At 35.9% G+C, this 18495-nt stretch carries 18 protein-coding genes; 10 read left to right on the plus strand and 8 right to left on the minus strand.

Features of this window, described 5'->3' with window-relative positions; all coding sequences use genetic code 11:
• Positions 1-66 precede the first annotated feature (66 nt).
• From ODR02_RS19945 to ODR02_RS19965, 5 genes are all read right to left on the minus strand, one after another.
• Positions 67-1155, minus strand: a complete 1089-nt coding sequence (locus tag ODR02_RS19945) for a helix-turn-helix domain-containing protein (protein WP_309513714.1) — start codon at positions 1153-1155, stop codon at positions 67-69.
• 31 nt (positions 1156-1186) lie between these two features.
• Positions 1187-1828 (minus strand): rhomboid family intramembrane serine protease, encoded by a 642-nt coding sequence (locus ODR02_RS19950; protein ID WP_034696498.1) that lies wholly within the window; start codon positions 1826-1828, stop codon positions 1187-1189.
• Between the two features lie 40 nt (positions 1829-1868).
• Entirely contained in the window at positions 1869-4460 is a 2592-nt protein-coding gene (locus ODR02_RS19955; RefSeq protein WP_209784168.1) for a DNA gyrase/topoisomerase IV subunit A, read from the minus strand.
• Positions 4435-4941, minus strand: coding sequence for a hypothetical protein (locus ODR02_RS19960; RefSeq protein ID WP_245169682.1), 507 nt, complete (start codon positions 4939-4941; stop codon positions 4435-4437). Before ODR02_RS19960 ends, ODR02_RS19955 begins: the two co-directional genes overlap by 26 nt.
• 102 nt (positions 4942-5043) lie before the next feature.
• On the minus strand, positions 5044-6930 hold the full coding sequence (locus ODR02_RS19965) for a DNA topoisomerase IV subunit B (protein WP_105682024.1): 1887 nt from the start codon (positions 6928-6930) through the stop codon (positions 5044-5046).
• A gap of 140 nt (positions 6931-7070) precedes the next feature.
• Here ODR02_RS19965 and ODR02_RS19970 point away from each other — a divergent pair, with 140 nt between their 5' ends.
• The 4 genes from ODR02_RS19970 to ODR02_RS19985 all read left to right on the plus strand — a co-directional run bounded on the left by ODR02_RS19970 (position 7071) and on the right by ODR02_RS19985 (position 12834).
• A complete protein-coding gene (locus tag ODR02_RS19970) occupies positions 7071-9977 on the plus strand; it encodes a sensor histidine kinase (RefSeq protein ID WP_309513715.1) in 2907 nt (968 codons plus the stop codon).
• Positions 9967-10698 carry a LytR/AlgR family response regulator transcription factor gene (locus tag ODR02_RS19975; RefSeq protein ID WP_309513716.1) on the plus strand — a complete coding sequence of 244 codons (732 nt, stop codon included), beginning with the start codon at positions 9967-9969 and terminating at the stop codon, positions 10696-10698. The genes ODR02_RS19970 and ODR02_RS19975 overlap by 11 nt, the downstream gene beginning before the upstream one ends.
• Before the next feature lie 108 nt (positions 10699-10806).
• Positions 10807-11004, plus strand: a complete 198-nt coding sequence (locus tag ODR02_RS19980; protein ID WP_105682021.1) for a hypothetical protein — start codon at positions 10807-10809, stop codon at positions 11002-11004.
• 114 nt (positions 11005-11118) lie between these two features.
• Positions 11119-12834: a hypothetical protein gene (locus ODR02_RS19985; protein WP_309513717.1), complete on the plus strand. Its 1716-nt coding sequence runs from the start codon at positions 11119-11121 to the stop codon at positions 12832-12834.
• A 98-nt stretch (positions 12835-12932) separates the two neighbouring features.
• Here the strand turns inward: ODR02_RS19985 and ODR02_RS19990 are convergent, their stop codons facing one another.
• Positions 12933-13466 (minus strand): DUF2867 domain-containing protein, encoded by a 534-nt coding sequence (locus ODR02_RS19990; RefSeq protein ID WP_309513718.1) that lies wholly within the window; start codon positions 13464-13466, stop codon positions 12933-12935.
• Positions 13467-13688: 222 nt separating this feature from the next.
• Between ODR02_RS19990 and ODR02_RS19995 the strand changes: the two genes are divergently transcribed.
• The 3 genes from ODR02_RS19995 (at position 13689) to ODR02_RS20005 (ending at position 15396) form a co-directional block, all read left to right on the plus strand.
• Positions 13689-14837 carry a methionine aminotransferase gene (locus ODR02_RS19995; protein WP_309513719.1) on the plus strand — a complete coding sequence of 383 codons (1149 nt, stop codon included), beginning with the start codon at positions 13689-13691 and terminating at the stop codon, positions 14835-14837.
• A 198-nt stretch (positions 14838-15035) separates the two neighbouring features.
• On the plus strand, positions 15036-15194 hold the full coding sequence (locus tag ODR02_RS20000) for a hypothetical protein (RefSeq protein ID WP_209784162.1): 159 nt from the start codon (positions 15036-15038) through the stop codon (positions 15192-15194).
• Positions 15195-15219: 25 nt separating this feature from the next.
• Entirely contained in the window at positions 15220-15396 is a 177-nt protein-coding gene (locus ODR02_RS20005; protein ID WP_309513720.1) for a hypothetical protein, read from the plus strand.
• 86 nt (positions 15397-15482) lie between these two features.
• On the opposite strand, the gene ODR02_RS20010 is transcribed toward ODR02_RS20005, so the two are convergent.
• Complete coding sequence (locus ODR02_RS20010) at positions 15483-16247, minus strand: SDR family NAD(P)-dependent oxidoreductase (protein WP_309513721.1); 765 nt, start codon at positions 16245-16247, stop codon at positions 15483-15485.
• An 89-nt stretch (positions 16248-16336) separates the two neighbouring features.
• Positions 16337-17275 carry a helix-turn-helix domain-containing protein gene (locus tag ODR02_RS20015; RefSeq protein WP_309513722.1) on the minus strand — a complete coding sequence of 313 codons (939 nt, stop codon included), beginning with the start codon at positions 17273-17275 and terminating at the stop codon, positions 16337-16339.
• Positions 17276-17557: 282 nt separating this feature from the next.
• On the opposite strand from ODR02_RS20015, the gene ODR02_RS20020 reads away from it, so the two are divergent.
• Genes ODR02_RS20020 through ODR02_RS20030 form a run of 3 tightly spaced genes read left to right on the plus strand, consistent with a single transcriptional unit; the run spans position 17558 to position 18185 of the window.
• Positions 17558-17749: a hypothetical protein gene (locus ODR02_RS20020; protein ID WP_209784159.1), complete on the plus strand. Its 192-nt coding sequence runs from the start codon at positions 17558-17560 to the stop codon at positions 17747-17749.
• A gap of 39 nt (positions 17750-17788) precedes the next feature.
• Positions 17789-17971, plus strand: coding sequence for a bacteriocin (locus tag ODR02_RS20025; protein WP_209784158.1), 183 nt, complete (start codon positions 17789-17791; stop codon positions 17969-17971).
• Between the two features lie 55 nt (positions 17972-18026).
• Positions 18027-18185, plus strand: coding sequence for a hypothetical protein (locus ODR02_RS20030; protein ID WP_165791640.1), 159 nt, complete (start codon positions 18027-18029; stop codon positions 18183-18185).
• Positions 18186-18495: the final 310 nt, after the last annotated feature.

The raw sequence follows: 18495 nt of genomic DNA on the forward strand, positions 1-18495 counted from the left end.
AATAATTAATTAGTTGAAAATCATAAAATTAAACACAGAACAAAGTAAAACTTTATAAACCGGAACTTATTTTTTGAATTCAGAAGGGGTTTGTCCGGTTACTTTTTTAAAAGTTGTATTGAAAGAGGTTTTGGAGTTGAATCCGGATTCGTAAGCAATTCCTAGAATGGATAATTTACCGTTCGGTTCTTTCAGAAGCTTTTTAGCATAGTCTACCCTATACTCATTTACATATTGGAAGAAATTTTTTCCAAAACCTGTATTGATCACATACGACAGATGATGGGTAGAAACGGTTAACATTTCAGCCAGCCTGATCAGATTAAGCTCACTGTCAAGGTAAGGTTTTTGTGTTTCCATAATACCTTCTAATGAGGCTTTAATCTTTATTAATTCTTCATCGGAAATAAGTTTTCTTCTGGTCTCTTCCGGATCAGGATCTTCATCAATAGAGATCAGTTCCTGTCTCTGTTTTTCTTCCAAAGGATAAATTTCCTTCTGCTTCAGAGAGTAGTAACCCACACAGTAAATAACGGATAAGAAGACTGCATTGATAAAGAAATTCAATGATTTTGGATCGTAGAAAAGATTGTAAATTACATAGATAATATTCACAATGAGAAGCACCACAATAATATATTCAAGCCAGTTCAGGTTGATTCCTTCTGTATTGGATGAAAACTGCTGGATCTTCTTTTGATGTTTTCGGATGGTAATATAAGAAAGTGCCGTATAAAACAAAGCCTGAATCAGGATCAAAATAACACTCAGGTATTCAAAAGGCTTTTCATAACCGAGGTTTACTAAGATAAGACACAACAGAAAAGCTGCAGGAAGTAACAGGAATCTAACATCCCTGATTTTGAAGGTAAAAGAGGGATTGGTAAAGAACAGTACACTAAAGTAAAAAACAATGGGTATGAAAAACTGAATACATCTCACGAAAAACAGGGAGTGAAACTCTATAGTTACGCCTGTAATAAGAAACAAAACTTCATCCAGCCAGAAGGTAGACCACAGAAACAGAAATATCCCAAACCAGAAATTGGCTTTACGGTTTACTTTCAAAGGATTGGCCAGCTTCAGCAGAGAAAGCAAAACCAATGAACCATAGATAAGTATCACGATGAAACTGTTTAACTCTGATGTGTTCATTGGTTTTGATATTTTAATTAAAAATAGTCTTTTATCCTATTCGTTTCCTTACAAAAATTTCATATCCTAAATAAATTAACGGAAGCGACATGATTCCTAAGAAAAGGATATTGCTCATGGCCAGCTGTGGATGCATTACAATAGAGTAAACCAATCCAAAAAAAGCACCTCCCAGGTGAGCAGCATGGCCCAGGTTATCCCACTGCTTCGGGTTCAGCATCATATACACTGAATATCCGAAATATAATGTTCCAAATAACCATCCAGGCAGGAAATTCACGCTGATCTCATTGGGAGCCATGGCGATGGAAGCAAAAATAATTCCCGAAACCGCACCTGATGCTCCAATTGCAGAATACCAAGGCTGATTTTTATAAATCTGTAAACTGAATAAATTCCCAAGAATCATTGATCCGAAATAAAGAATCAAAAATCCTATTTCCCCAAAGAAACTAATGACTACTCCCTGGAAAAAATACAGGGAAAGCATATTAAAAAATAAGTGCATAAAGTCTGCATGTAAAAACGCAGAACTGATAAGCCTTACATATTCTTTACGGTTTGCAATAGCTCCAACATTGAATTTATATTTTTCAAATAATGCTGTATTATTGAACCCCATGTAACTAAAAATACACGTGGCTGCAATGATAATGATAACAACTATATCCATTGTATTCTTTTTATGTTATACCTGAACAGATGTGTTCAGTCTATTCATTTTCATTATTTCCATCACCTTGAAACAAATCACCAATAACTCCTCCGTCTTCATCCCCATCTCCTGTAGGTTCCGGATCTTCATATACTTCAGGCTCTTCTTCTATAGGTTCAGGAATAGTGATATTGATGGCTTTTACTTTGAACTTTGTAAACTGGTTACCAATGGCTTTTATTCCTTTTACCGCGATGAATTCATCGATATTAATTGTTTCCGGATCACGTTCTTTTCCTTTATCTTTTGCAAAAATAATTTCTGCAGTAACATCGTTGGCAACAATTACATTTTCAATGAATGATTTCGGATGTTCAGAAGGCATAAAAGTCTGTACATTTACGGTATTTTCCAGTAAGAATCTTTTAATGAAATAAATATCTTTTTCTCCATCGTAATAGATACAGGTAATTGGCTGTGCAGGTCTCCATTTTTCCAACACCAGATATTCATCATCAAAACGGTTACCCAGATCAAAAGACACCAGTTTCACCTCGCCGTTTGTATTGATCGTCAGGATTTTGTCATCTCCTTTAAAGCTTCCCAGTAGTGTTCCTCTTACATCGGCATTCAGTCTTCTTACCGTATCATCAAACCAGATCTTTCTAGGTGCCAGAGTAGAAACTCCTTCTTCCTTCATATCTACTTTCTTCACGGCATACTTAGTCACAAGATTCCCTTTGGAATCACGTCCTTTAATCGCAAGATCGGAGAAGTTGATCTCCATTTTATTCTTTCTGATTCTGGGATTAGGTTTTAAAAGCACGGTTACCGTTTCTGCTTCCCCATTAGGATTTGCTGAGAAATATAGGGTTTCCGATCCTTTTTTATCTGAAGCTAGCGGATAATCTGTATTTCGGGTAACTCCGGTTACAGAGAATCGTTTCATATAATATGGTCCTTCTCTTCCTTCGCGATAGATCATATTATATACCGTTCTCTTATCATTTTTCTTCCAAATAGCGACATGCAGAATATCTTTACCAACAAATGTTTTGGCCTCTACTTTTACCACTTTCATACTTCCGTCTTTTCTGAAAATGATGATATCATCAATGTCTGAACAATCGAAAAGATACTGGTCTTTTTTCAGAGATGTTCCGATGAAACCTTCTTCGAAATTAGCATAGAACTTCTCATTGGCAACGGCTACTTTTGTAGCATCAATGGTATCAAAGATTCTAAGTTCTGTTTTTCTCTGCTTGTCTTTACCGTATTTTTTCTGAATGTTTAAATAATAATCAATAGCATAAGCAATCAGGTTGGCAAGATGGTATTTTACCTGTTCAATTTTACCTTCAAGTGAGGCTATATTTTCTTTAAATTTATCTAAATCGAATCTTGAAATTCTCTTGATTCTGATTTCTGTCAGTTTTAAAATATCCTCTTCTGTAACCGCTCTTAAAAGATGTTTGGTATGAGGTTTTAATCCTGCATCAATGGTTTTTATTACCTCTTCCCAGGTTTTCACCTCTTCAATATCATGGTAAATCCTGTTCTCGATGAAAATTCTTTCCAATGAAGAGAAATGCCAGCTTTCCTGAAGTTCGTGAAGCTCAATTTCAAGTTCTTTCTTCAGTAAGGATACGGTATGATCTGTATTTGTTTTCAGAATATCGGATACCGTCAAAAACATAGGTTTATCTCCTACAATCACACAGGCATTTGGAGAAATGGTTACCTGACAGTCTGTAAATGCATACAAGGCATCAATAGTTTTGTCTGGCGACACATCATTATGAATATGAATCAGAATTTCTACCTTATCTGAAGTATTGTCTTCAATCTTTTTGATTTTGATCTTTCCTTTCTCATTGGCTTTTAAAATAGAGTCAATAAGATCAGTTGTCGTTTTAGAATAAGGAAGTTCCGAAATCACCAATGTATGCTTATCCGTCTGGGTAATTTTGGCTCTTGCTCTTACCTTTCCTCCTCTGTGACCGTCATTGTATTCGGAGACATCAAGATAACCGGCTGTTAAAAAGTCCGGATACAGTTCAAATTTCTTACCTTTTAAATAGGCTACTGAGGCATTGATAAGCTCATTAAAGTTATGAGGAAGTATTTTTGTGGAAAGCCCTACCCCAATACCTTCTACTCCCTGTGCAAGAAGCAGGGGGAATTTCACCGGTAAATCAATGGGTTCATTGTTTCTTCCGTCGTAAGACTTTGTCCAGTCTGTAGTTTTAGGATTAAATACTACTTCCAGGGCAAAAGGAGTCAGTCTTGCTTCAATATATCTTGCCGCCGCCGCAGAATCTCCTGTATAAATATTCCCCCAGTTTCCCTGAGTATCAATTAACAGCTCTTTCTGCCCAATCTGCACCATGGCATCTGTAATGGAAGCATCACCGTGTGGGTGATATTTCATGGTATTTCCCACGATATTGGCCACTTTATTGTAACGGCCATCTTCCAGTTCACGCATGGAGTGCATAATTCTTCGTTGAACGGGTTTTAAACCGTCATATATTGAAGGGATAGCTCTATCCAGAATTACATAGGAAGCATAATCAAGAAACCAGTCTTTGTACAGCCCGGAAACTTTTTTCAAGCTTTCACCCTCATGCGAATATTCTTCTGTCGTCATCTGTTTTATCTTTTTTCTCTTTATTAGCTTTCACTACTTTGTTTAGAGAGAGTTTTAAATCGTTTACTTGTTTTCTGTTCAAATAAGAAATCTGGTACTTAAGTATTGTAGAACCATTATTCTTACTGGAAACCGTAATGTATAATCTTTTGAAAAAGAGAATACTGACTACATCATATTTTATCAGTTTATATTTTGGAAATTCATCGTGAAGAGGTTTGTTTAAAAAGGGAATAATATTCCTGTTTTTAAAATTCAACGCTTCTCCATCGCTGTCATATTCAAAAATCTGTCTGCCGCTGATGTAAAAGATAATCAGCAGTAGAAGGGGAACAATAATCAATAAATAACTTTCTTTGCCCATTGCATTAAACCTGTATTCATTAGCGACAAATGCGATTATACAAAACACAGTTGTCATCAAAAGCAATGTACTCAAAGAGTTATAAATTGATGCTTTATTACGGTTACTTAGTCTCATTTTAATTTTTTGGCTGGGTAAGTATTATAATTCTTACTTCATCCAAAATTGTGTTTTTTTCAGTATTTGCAATGGTTTTGCAACCAGTTTTTTTAAGTCCTATTAATTTTCTACTTCATCCAGAATTTGTTTTTTATCAATATCCGTATCATCTTCCACCACAAGGTTTTCAAGGATGAAGGTCTGTCTGTCCGGAGTATTTTTCCCCATGTAGAATTCCAGAAGCTGATCAATCGTTTGGTCTTTTCCCACTACTACGGGTTCTAAGCGGATATCTTTACCAATGAAATGCTTAAATTCATCTGGAGAAATTTCTCCTAATCCTTTAAATCGGGTGATTTCCGGATTTTTTCCCAGTTCATTTAATGCTTTCACTCTTTCGGCTTCTGAATAGCAATATCTTGTTTCCTTTTTATTTCTCACTCTGAATAAAGGAGTCTGAAGGATATAAAGGTGTCCGTTTTTAATCAGATCCGGAAAGAACTGCAGAAAGAAAGTAATCATCAGCAGACGGATGTGCATCCCATCCACATCGGCATCGGTAGCAATGATCACCTGATTGTATCTCAGGTCTTCCAGACTTTCCTCAATATTTAAAGCTGCCTGAAGAAGGTTAAACTCTTCATTTTCATATACAACTTTCTTCGTAAGGCCGTAGCAATTCAGGGGTTTACCCTTCAGTGAAAATACAGCCTGCGTTTCTACATCTCTGGATTTTGTGATTGATCCTGATGCAGAATCTCCTTCGGTAATGAAGATCTGAGTATCACCTTTTCTCTCAGCTTTCTGATCGTTATAGTGCTGCCTGCAGTCACGAAGTTTTTTATTATGAAGAGATACTTTTTTTGCTCTTTCTCTGGCCAGTTTCTGGATTCCGGAAAGTTCTTTTCTTTCTCTTTCGGAAATGAGTATTTTTCTCTGGATTGCTTCTGCTATTTCCGGATTTTTGTGTAGGAAATTGTCCAGTTTACTCTTAAGGAAATCAATGATGAATGTTCTTACAGTAGGTCCGTTCGGTCCCATATCATTAGACCCTAATTTTGTTTTGGTCTGGGATTCAAAAACCGGTTCTTCTACATTGATTGAGATTGCCGCGATGATAGACTTTCTGATATCAGAAGCATCAAAACTTTTATTGAAAAACTCACGAATCGTTTTTACATACGCTTCACGGAATGCATTAAGGTGAGTTCCCCCCTGCGTTGTGTTCTGTCCGTTAACAAATGAGAAATAGGTTTCTGTCTGTGATTTGTCAGAATGGGTAATGGCTAACTCAATATCATTATCCTTCAAATGAACAATCGGGTAAAGGATATCGCTTTCCAATTCTTCTTCCAACAAATCTTTAAGACCATTTTCAGAATAAAACGTTTCTCCGTTGAAAAGTATTTTAAGTCCCGGATTCAGATAGGCATAATTGCGGAGCATTCTTTCGATATACTCTTTTCTGTATTTGAAATGCAGGAAGATTTCTCCATCAGGAATAAAAGAAATCTCAGTACCGTTTCTATCCGAAGTTTCCTTTTCATCAAAGTTTTCCTGGATCATACCACGGGAGAATTCCGCTACTTTCATTTTTCCGTCACGGAAAGAGCGAACTCTGAAGTAATCGGAAAGGGCATTTACCGCTTTGGTACCGACCCCGTTCAATCCTACAGATTTTTTAAACGCTTTACTGTCGTATTTACCACCGGTATTCATTTTTGAAACAGCGTCTACCACTTTCCCAAGCGGAATTCCACGGCCAAAGTCACGGATAGTAACTTTGCCGTCATCCAGCTTTATTTCAATTCTTTTCCCTGAACGCATTCTGAACTCATCAATAGAGTTGTCCAGGATTTCTTTTAACAGGATATAAATACCGTCATCAGCAGAAGAACCATCACCGAGCTTCCCGATGTACATACCGGGGCGCAGACGGATGTGTTCCTGCCAATCAAGGGTTCTGATATTATCTTCGGAGTAGGTTGGATTTATTTCTTGTGACATATATGATTTCAGCAAACATACAAAAGTACAAAATTGTCTAAAATTATCCGAATTTTTTCAACTTGTTTTTTTCAATATTCCGCTGTAATCATTGTATTATTATTAATCAAATTATATATTTACGAAATTATCAATATCATGTGAAAAATATATTTACTTTCCTCACATTATCTGTAGTTTTATTCTTTTCCACATTATTTTCTTCACAGATCCCCGGGATGGTGAACTATAGTGATGAGGAAGGATTAAACTGCTCCTATACGTATCATCTGAGACAAGATAAAAATGGCTTTATCTGGATAGGCAGTGATAATGGCTTATTCAGATTTGATGGAAAAGAGTTTAAACAATATGGTAAGCAGGAAGGTTTAAAGAATATTGATATTATATCCTGTGAACCTTTGCCCAACGGTGAAGTATTCATTCTTCCCTTTCTGAATGATTTTGCTTACTTAAAAAACGGCCGCGTTATCAATCTGAACATTAATGACTATGTAAAAAATCAGTTTTCAAGCTCAATTCCGAAAGTTACCCGTAACGGAAACCGACTTTATTTTTATGGAAATTTCAATCCTCAGAATATTTTCATCTATGAAAATGGAAAAGTTAAAAAGATCCCCGTCCCGTTAGATTATGAGAAAAAATCTTTTGAAACACTCAGGTTTGAACCCCACACTTCCAATCTCTACTTACATGATCCCCATCAGGGAGAAATACTTGTCTACAATATCATTACCGGAAAAAAACAATATTTGAGAGGGAGTATTGGAAATATGATCTGTGAAAAGGATGATCTATTTGTGTTCTTACATAAAAATACGATTGAAATTTATCAACTCTCTGCTTTCTCAGCCATAAAAAAGATACTGTCTTATAAATGTGGTACACAAGAAAATGTTTTCTACGGACTTATTGACAGAAACAACAAACTGTGGCTGAATTTAAGCAATGGAGGAGTTTTATATTTCAATCAATCCCTGACTGAAAAGAAGAAAACCCTTGCTACTCCTATCAAAATACTGAATCGGTATGTGATCAATAATGTTCTGGTAGACAAGGATGAAAATGTATGGTTCAATTCGCGGAACAATGGTGTATTTTTCATTTCAAAGTCTCTTTTCGCCAATCATATCAATTTGCCTTTAAAAAGTAATTCTGAATATATAAAAGCCATTGCAAAAGATAACGGAAATATTCTTGTCGGCTATAATCATTCTGCAGGCGCACTTATCAGTAAAAACAATAAAATACAAAATATAATTCTTGATAAAGGAGATAAAGATGAAAATATTGCTGTTTATTTAAAAGGTACTATTAGTATTTTCGGTTTATCAGGTAAGGTTATTGTTCATGATATGGCTAATAACACTTCTGAAAAAATATACTGTTCCCTCAAAAACATTGTCTCTTACACACCGGATTCCCTGTTTTTCTGTACTTCAGGCGGTTTATTGAGCTACAGTTTAAAAAGTAAAAAAATAAACACTCTTTTTCAGGAACGCGTATACACGGTTTTCCCTTATGACAGGGAGAATCTCTTTATTGGCAGTTTCAGTGATCTTTACAAATATAATATCAGAACCCGGCAGAAGACTTTATTTTTAAAGGGATACTATTTTACGGATATTAAAAAATTAGACGATCATACGTATTTGGGATCTACTAACCTCTATGGGATCATTATTTTTAATACTAAAGGAATTATCAGGAAGATCGGAAAGAATGATGGATTAATCAATGATCAGGTAAAAAAAATAGAGGTAGAAAATAAAAATACGTTCTGGGCAAGCACCAATTCAGGGATATCGAGAATCGAACTGGCAGCAAAAGATCAACACATCAATAACTTCACCCAGACAGACGGACTTCCCTCTGATGCAGTAGCCGGTTGTGTGATAAAAAATGACACCATCTTCATTGGAACCTCTAAAGGACTTGGAATATTTTCCATCAAAAAACTACTGACTCAGGAAAAATTCATTCATAAAAAGGTAGTCATTAACTCAGTATCCATTGAAAATAATGAACATTATGACCTACAGAAAAGCCTGGCTGCCTACACCCATAATACGGTTATTTTCAATCTGAGCTTTCTTGATTATCCCTCATTGGGAAAAATAAGCTATAAATATAAGCTGGAAGGTCTTAATAACTCTTGGCAGATCAATAATTCTTCTAAAATCATCTTCAGCTCTATTCCCCCAGGTAAATATACTTTCCGGGTTTACGGTTTAGGATATAACGGAAAACAATCCTACACCTCTTCCGACATCACCTTTGATATAAAACCTCTGTTCTGGCAGACCTGGTGGTTCAGGCTGATATTAGCTATCGTCATCATCGGAGCGCTGTTGATGATTACCTTTTCTTATCTTCATAAAAAACGGAATAAGAAGCTAGAAAAAATGGAGTATGAAAAGAAAATTGCTGAACTTGAACTCCAGGCTATTAAAGCTCAGATCAATCCTCATTTTATTTATAACTGCCTGAATTCCATTCAATTTCTCCTGTATAAAAAAGATTACCGCGAAACAGAAAACTACCTCGATATTTTCGCCAAAATGATACGAAAAACACTTTATTATTCAGAAAAGACCTTTATGTCTATTAAAGATGAAGTGGAATATCTCACATTGTATCTTGATATGGAAAAACTTCGTGTAAAAGATCTTTTTGATTACAAAATTATCATTTCTGAACAGGTAGATCAAAACTGGACGATTCCTTCTTTACTCATACAGCCTTTTGTAGAAAATGCGATAAAGCATGGTATTTCAGGATTAAAAGACAGAAAAGGACAAATTATCATCAGCTTTGATTATACGAATGTCTCTTTATGTATTATCATTGAAGATAATGGTGTAGGAATCTCCAATAAGGAATCTTTGAAAAAAGACAACTCTTTTGGAGTAAAACTTTCACATAAGAGGATTGAGACTTTTAAACAGCTTTTTGATACCAATATATTTTTAGAAATCAATACACTTACTGAAAATAGTGGGCAGGGAACACAAATCAAACTTTATATACAACCTTATGAGAAATAAAATACAGGCATGCATTGTTGATGATGAAAAAGATGGAAGAGATTATATTGCATTACTTATGGAAAATGAATTTCCTGAGATCAACATAGAATTCCAGGCTTCCTCCGTTGAAGAAGCGTATATTTACCTTATCAAAAGTTCTCCTGACATTCTGTTTCTGGATGTTCAGTTAGGTGATGGGACTACTTTCGATTTACTATCAAAGTTGAATGACGTTCATTCTCAGATTATTTTCATCACGGCTTACGAAAATTTTGCTATTCAAGCGATTAAAAATGGGGCTACAGATTATCTTTTAAAGCCTATAAAAAAAATGGATTTCATTATTGCCGTCAATAAAGCGTTGGATCATATCAAAAAAATGCAGCCTTCACAACCTACTCTTTTAAAAGATAACAGAATCATTCTTTCTACTCTTCAGGGATTCAAAATCGTAGATATAGCCTCTATTATCCGATGCGAAGCAGATTCGAGCTACACCACTTTTTATCTTACCAATAAAACTAAAATCATGGTATCCAAAACCCTTCATGAATTTGAACCTATGCTTCTTGAACAGAACTTTTTCAGGATACATCATAAGCATCTTATTAATATTGATCATCTGCAGGAATACATTAAAGGGAGAGGCGGACAGGTAGTAATGAGTGATGAATCTGTTCTGGATGTATCTTACCGGAAAAAAAATGATTTTCTCTCTACAATAGGAAAAACGGAATAAAAGCATTTTCCTGCGCACTTGCTTGCCCATCCTCCACACTTATTAATTGTTCCTGTTGTGTATTAAGCCTCTTTTCTATTTTCGTCATGTTAAACAAAAAAAATCATCATGAAAATCACTAGAAAAGTACTCAAGAGAAATCAAATGAACTCTATTATTGGAGGAACAGCGTTTATTACACCAAGCGGTCCCGGAGCGATTCCTCAGCCCCAGCCTCCCGTTGCTCCGAATCCACAACCCATTGGAGGAATTCCTTTTATCTACACAATGCCATGGAATGGATTGCCATGGATTGAACCTAAATAACAGGTTAAAGATACATTCCAGTATGCAGATTGGAATGTTATTTTTTAAACAAAAACATCCGGTAGTTCAATTACCGGATCAGAAAACAATGCAAAAAACTGAAAAATCAAAAACATGAGAAAAATAACCCTCTATATTGCCTTGGCTTGCCTTTTAACGGCATCCTGCTCCGATACGATGGAACAATACAACACTGAAGCTTCCAATTCTGAACTCATGAACAGGAATCTCACTTCAGAAGATGAAACAAAATATGCTGAAGAAGGAGAACCTACAGTATTAGGAGAACAGCTTCCTGTTCCTTACACGATTGAAAGCATGATGGCTGCTTACAAATCATTACTGGCTGAACAAAAAGCAGAAGGCAACAGATCACTGACTGCTGTGAACATTCGTCCTACACACAAGTACATTAAATTTAATCCCATAACAGAAGATGAACTGGAAGCACTTCAGCAATCCGATCTTATTCTTTATGATTATCCGCTTGACAGAGAAGTATTGGTAGTCGGTAAATTCTATCATGATCCCGATGTTCCCGCTGATCAGCCTACACCTCAATATGCAACTGTAAGAAACGAAACCCCCTTACCTGCAGGAGTTAGCTATGAAGTTCTTCAGGAAGTGTATCTACCCGAGGAGGATATCGAACTTTTAGGCACAGGTAATATGAATTATAAATTCGTCTATAGCCTGGTCCACAGAGCAGAAAATCTATCCGGGTTCACACCTTGGGAACCAAGCGACTATAAGCCCTGGGATAATATAGGAGAACCAGGGCAATGGTATCCCAATCCAAACCCGAATCCCGGAGGAGGCGGAGGTGGTGCCCCTATATATGGTACTATCCGAATCTTCGATACAAGATTAAACACACTCATCCCTTTTGAAGGCGCCAAAGTTACTGCCAAAAGGAGCTTGAGAACAAGAGAAGGCATCACCAATGCAAACGGCCAGTACGGATTGAGCGGCACCCCTTTTCCAAACAATAAAAAAGTAGATTTCAAGCTGCATATGGATAGAAAGCATTTTGTAATAAAGGATAATATGGTGAGTCCTTCCAATGTTGTACGAAATAATATTAAAAGCAACCATTGGAGTCATGACATCATGCCTGGATATGAAAATATGCAGGGTCATATGTTCAGAGCAGCCTACCGCTATTTTTATAAAGACATTGGAGGTTTACAAAGACCCGTCAGACCAAGTGGAAACCGTTCACACATTATAGCTAAGAATACCGCTAAAGATTGGCAGGGAATCAATTATGTTGCTTTTCCATACCTGAAAATAGCAAGATTCCGACCTGGTTCAACTACAGAATATAACTCTGATGACTATTTCTCAACCACAGTACATGAACTCGCCCATACGTCTCATGTTATCAAAATGAACACCGGTTTAGTTCAGTATTCACAGGTTAATTCTATGTTGCAGGAAAGCTGGCCATGCGCTGTAGAATGGTTTGTAACAGGAATAGAATACAGAGAAAGAGGAATTCCTAATTATGGAACTCCTAATTATAATCCATCCAATCCTCCTGTATTTCCTAACCGTTTCGGGTATCAGTTCTGGAGTTTGAATACAAGTTCTGACTATACAAGCTTATTCATTAATTTAGTTGATAACTTTAACGAATTGGGACAGTCATTCAGCCCTCAACCTATGGGAACGGTAAATGATCAGGTTACCGGCTATACTTTAGCCAATATTGAAACTAATTTCCTAAAATATTGTTATGGATTAAGCAGTTTAAGTGTTCAGCTTAAGGCGAACAGACCCGCTGGAGTAAGCAATGCACAGATTGATTTACTATTAAGTTCCTATTAAATTTATTCCTTTTAAAATAATGACCATCCTCACAACAGGATGGTCGTTTTTATATAACTATTTTATTTCAAGCATACCTTATGTGAGGATTCAAAATATTACCTTTTATTTTCCAGCTGCCCAATCATATTTTTCAGCATCGCTGGTACAATCAGTCTATGGAAAGGCCGAACGGGTAAAAAATAGAGAACTCCCAGCCAGTTATGAAATTTTACCGTCGTTGATATGGTAAGGGAGTTTTTATTGATCTCTTTTTTATTCTTTTCTACGAAAAGAGAAACTCTGAAATCCAGATGCTTGTCATCTTCTCCCAGAACAATTTCATTATGGGTTTTATCCAGCACCTGAAAAAGTCCAAGGCGCTCTCCCACTTCACATGTAAAATCTTTTTCCGTCTGATTATTTTCTGTTTCCGCTCCGGTTTTCAACCCGAACAATCCCACTAACTTATTTCTGAAGGTAAACATTTTCTTTCCCCATTTCGGACTGCTCGTAAAGAAAGCTTTTCCAACTGTCGTGATATCAAGTTCTTTATTCATCAGTTCTCCTTCAAAGCTATCCATATAATCAAAATCTTTTTTTCCCGGAGATAGAATGGATTTTTCAGGAAACTCAGTCTTTTTAATCTTCATTGTCATTGTTTTTAATGGTTCTAGCAAATGTAGCAATATTGCTGTGGATTCGAAAGAAAAAATCAAACACATGTTTAAAATCATGTTCTGTCTGAAAACCAGGTTGTTTATTCTTAAAAATACTCAGCATAAGAGGTAAACTTGTACTTTATATAATTTTTATCCTGTCAATTTCAAACCGTTGTAAATATTTCAGTAATTTCGGTCAACAAAACTGTTTTTATGATACAACTTCCTTTGTCGAAACTTTCCAATGTAGGAACTACTATTTTCAGTCAAATGACTCAACTTGCCAATGAAAATGAAGCCATCAATCTGTCTCAGGGATTCCCGGATTTTATGCCCGATTCAGAATTGTTAGATCATGTGGACCACTTTATTAAAAAAGGCTTCAACCAATATGCTCCTCTTGGCGGAATGATTGGCCTAAAGGAAGAAATTGCACGAAAAATAGAAAACAGCCATCAGGCCATTTATCATCCGGATTCTGAAATAACAGTTACAGCAGGTGGAACTCAGGCTATTTTCACCGCGATTGCTTCTTTTATTAAAAAAGATGATGAAGTGATTATTTTTGAACCTGCTTATGATTGTTATGAACCTACTGTAGAGCTTTTCGGAGGGATTGTAAAACGTTTTGAAATGAAAGCTCCGGATTATGAAATCGACTGGGCTGCAGTAAAAAATCTTGTCAGCGAAAAAACCAGAATGATTATTCTTAATAATCCCAACAATCCTTCAGGAAAAATACTGAAAGAAATTGATATACAAGAACTTATTGAACTCGTTAAGGGAACTTCCATTCTGATTCTGAGCGATGAAGTGTACGAGAATATTATTTTTGACGGAAAAGAACATTTAAGCATTTGTAAATATCCTGAGTTGAAAGAAAGAAGCCTTCTTGTTGCCTCTTTTGGAAAGCTTTTCCATGTTACAGGCTGGAAAGTGGGTTATTGTGCTGCACCTAAAAGTTTGACAGACGAATTCAGAAAGGTTCATCAGTTCAATGTATTTTGTGTAAACACACCTATTCAGCTTGCACTGGCAGAATACATGAAAAACGATGAACATTACACTTATCTGAATCAATTTTTCCAGGAAAAACGGGACTTTCTGAGAAAAGGTCTTGCAGGCACTTCATTTGAACTATTGGATTGTGAAGGAACTTATTTCCAGGCGGTAAAGTATGATAAAATTTCTGATAAAAATGATTTTGATTTCGCTTCCGAGCTTACCATCCGTCATAAGGTAGCCAGTGTTCCTTTCTCCTCATTTTACAAAAACAAACTGAATGAGAATGTGATCAGGTTATGCTTTGCCAAGAAACAGGAAACCCTGGAAAAAGCACTTGAGAATTTATCAAAGTTGTAATAGGAATCTGTACTTTCAAGAAACTTATATGCTGCAATTTTCGAAGACCAAAGTATCTGCCCTACCTTTTAATCAGTGAGAATTTTTATTATGATTTGATTATTTTCTGGTACAATTATTCATTTTTACCACTAATGAGTGATTTATTCAATTTGTTTTCCTATTTTTATAACAATCAATCATTTAAATATCAAAATCATGAAAAAAGTAGTTTTGCTGCAAGGACAAAAATTAAACAAAAAAGAATTAAATATGATCAAAGGAGGTCTGAAGATCTGTATTCTTCCCGGAACTACAGAATGTTCTGAATATGCAAGATATTGTGGAGAACCTCAATGCCAGGTGCCTATTAACTAAAAACAATAACCCTTAAAACGATCCCATGAAAATCAAGAATATAAACAAAGGAAAAAAATTAACCCGAAAAGAGCTGCATGCAGTCAATGGAGGTCTGGGCAACGTAAGATGTACCAATTCTTCAGGGTATTGTGTATACATCGGACCTGGATGTATGGAGCAGAAATGCCAGCTTCCGGAACCTCTTGAAGCTGTAGAATAAAATACATTATTCCACATTAAAAATCGGCCGGCTCATTTTGAGCCGGCCGATTTTTAATAATATTGTTTCGTTTGGGTGATAAAACGTTATAAAAACATTCCTCCTGAAACTTCAATTCTTTGTCCATTGATCCATCTTGCATCTTCTGTACACAGGAAGGCTACTACTCCGCCAATATCATCGGGAAGACCAACTCTTCCAAGAGCTGTAGCTCCGGCTACCATACCGTTGATCTCTTCATTATCTCTCACTCTTCCTCCACCGAAATCCGTTTCAATAGCTCCCGGAGCCACCACATTGGCTTTGATTTTCCTTGAACCTAATTCTTTAGCCATGTATTTTGTCAGCATTTCTACTCCTGCTTTAATTGACCCATAAATGGAAGAACCTGGTGTTGCAAATCTGGCCAGTCCTGAAGAGACATTGATAATCCCTCCTCCATCATTCATAAATGGTAATAATTTTTGAGTCAGAAAAAACACCCCTTTAAAGTGAATATCCACTACATCGTCCAGCTGTTCTTCCGTTACTTCCGTAATTGGTGAATATAGGGCCGTTCCTGCATTATTGATAAGAAAATCAATATGAGTACTTCCTGTGTTTTCCTGCAAATGATCTGTTACATTTTTTACAAAGGCATCAAAACTTTTCAGGTCTTTTGTATCCAGTTGAAATGCCACAGCATTCCTTCCCATTGATTTTATCTCATTCACAACAGCTTCTGCTTCATCTTTGTTGCTTCTGTAAGTAATAATAACGTCTAATCCTTTTTGAGCAATTTTAAGTGCTGAGTTTTTCCCCAATCCACGGCTTCCTCCGGTTACCAGTGCGATATTTGTTTTTGTGTTCATTGTATTTTGATTATTTTGATGGTACAAAGTTGGGATATTTTCAGACTGAAGGAGTTGCTTGAATCAATCTGAAATTTGCAAAATTCAAATCAGGAACGAAATTGTAATGGAGTAAAGGTTGTTTTCCTTTTAAAGAAATTAGAAAAATGGGCAATCTCCTCAAATCCCAGCGCATATGATATTTCTGAAACATTCCATTTCGTCTGTTTTAAGAGTATTTTGGCTTCCTGAGTAATACGGTCAGAAATAAATTCTGTAGTGGTCTTTCCGGTACTTTCTTTTAATCTTTTATTTAAATAGTTAACATGAACTGCCAGCCTGTCTGCATAATCTTTCGCGGTCTTCAATTGCAGTCTCTGTTCCCAGGATTCAATAGGAAACTGTCTTTCCAACAGCTCTATAAACAAAGAAACCACTCTCATGGAAGCATCGTTTGAAGCCGATATTTTGGAAGCCGGCTGTAATTTCTGTCCGTAATGGATCAGCTCCAGAACATAGTTTCTGATCAGATCATATTTAAATACATAATCTGAGTCGATTTCCTTTTTAATCTTTTTAAAAAGACTTTCAATCTCTTCTGCAAGTTGATTATCAATTTCAAAGACAGGAACTCCTCCCGGCTGAAAAATAGGGAGATCTTCGAGATTGTAGTAAGATTTATCTTTAATGAAAAAGTCTTCAGTAAAAACACAGAAACTTCCTGATTGATCAGGGTCTTCGGGTACCCAGTGATACGGAACCTTAGGCGTTGCAAATAGCAGAGCATTCTGTTGTATTGAAATTACTTTATCTGCATATTCTGCTCTGTTCCGTCCCTTAATGAAGCTTATTTTATAGTACTTCCTTCTGTTATAAGGCATTTCAGAAGTAGTTTTTGCCCTTTCTATAGTCTGGGCGATATCAAAAACATTAAAATGACCAATGTCTTTATGAAGACCCTTTGGAAAAATACTTTCAAGATCTTTCCCCAGTTTGGCAGCCATCTCTTTATAAAAATCTTCCAGTGAAGTATGTGCTACTTTTTCCATCGCAGATGATTTGTAAAATTCAAATATACGAACTTATAAAACAGTCTATTTCAAATGGATAACAAATTATCCTCTGAACTCCAAATTCTTATAGGCATTTTCAGTATAAAACACCTTACCCGCACATTAAAAAACTCCGCATATTTATTGATTTAACCTAAAATCAATAACTGACATCAAGATATATCATTTAAAAAATTCTTATTTTTTTTCTAAACACAGTGATATAACTCATTTATTTTACTTACTTTCGTCAAAACTAACCCTTTAAAAATCAAACCAATGAAAAATCAAATCAATCAAATTGGAAAAAAATTAAACAAAAAACAATTAAGAACAATTAAGGGAGGCCTTATCAACTGTATGGAACCAGTTCTATGCCCTAGCCTTCCTTGTGAGCCTTCTTCTGATCCGAATGGATGCACGATCATTTCTCCAAAATGTGCGCAAAAAGAGTGCAGACCTCAATTATAAGACCCAATAATTTCATCAACGAAAAAAACTATGAAAAAAATGGAACTTAACAAAGGCAAAAAACTCAACAAAAAAGAATTAAAGTCTATTCAAGGAGGAATGCTTAACTGTATGGAAGCCATTCCCTGTACAGAGTTTCCTTGCGAAGCCTATCCTCCAGGGGATATTAGAAATTGTACCACAATATCTCCAGGCTGCGCTCAGAAAATTTGCAGACCATAAAAATCTCCTATCTATTGAATTATAATTATATCAACAATCACTAAAACCAAACATTATGAAAAATCAAGATTTAAATCACGGAAAAAAACTTAACAAGAAACAATTAAGAGTCATTACCGGCGGAAAAGAAATGTGTCTGTTACCAGACCTTACTTGTAAGAAATATTCGCTTGCCTGTGCAGAATTACAGTGCCAGCCTGGTATTGAATTGTAATAAACCTAAAAAAAACTAAACCATGAAAACTTTAACGAATGAAAAAACAAATGTTAGAGAATGGTAAAAAACTCAATAAAAAAGAGTTGAAAACTATTCATGGAGGTGTAATGATATGCAGCCATCAGGGCATTTGCGCACAAATTCATCCATCATGTTATGAGCCCAAGTGCCGAACAGGTGAGGCAGAATTAAGATGTACAGATATAGTTGGCAACTGCGTTATGATCTCCCTAAGTTGTATGGAACCAAAATGCCGATTCGAAACAGGTATTCCACTTTAAGGATAAAATAATAGAACTGCTCTCTG

It is taken from the genome of Chryseobacterium sp. CFS2 (genome assembly GCF_036543225.1).
Lineage (GTDB): Bacteria > Bacteroidota > Bacteroidia > Flavobacteriales > Weeksellaceae > Chryseobacterium > Chryseobacterium culicis_A.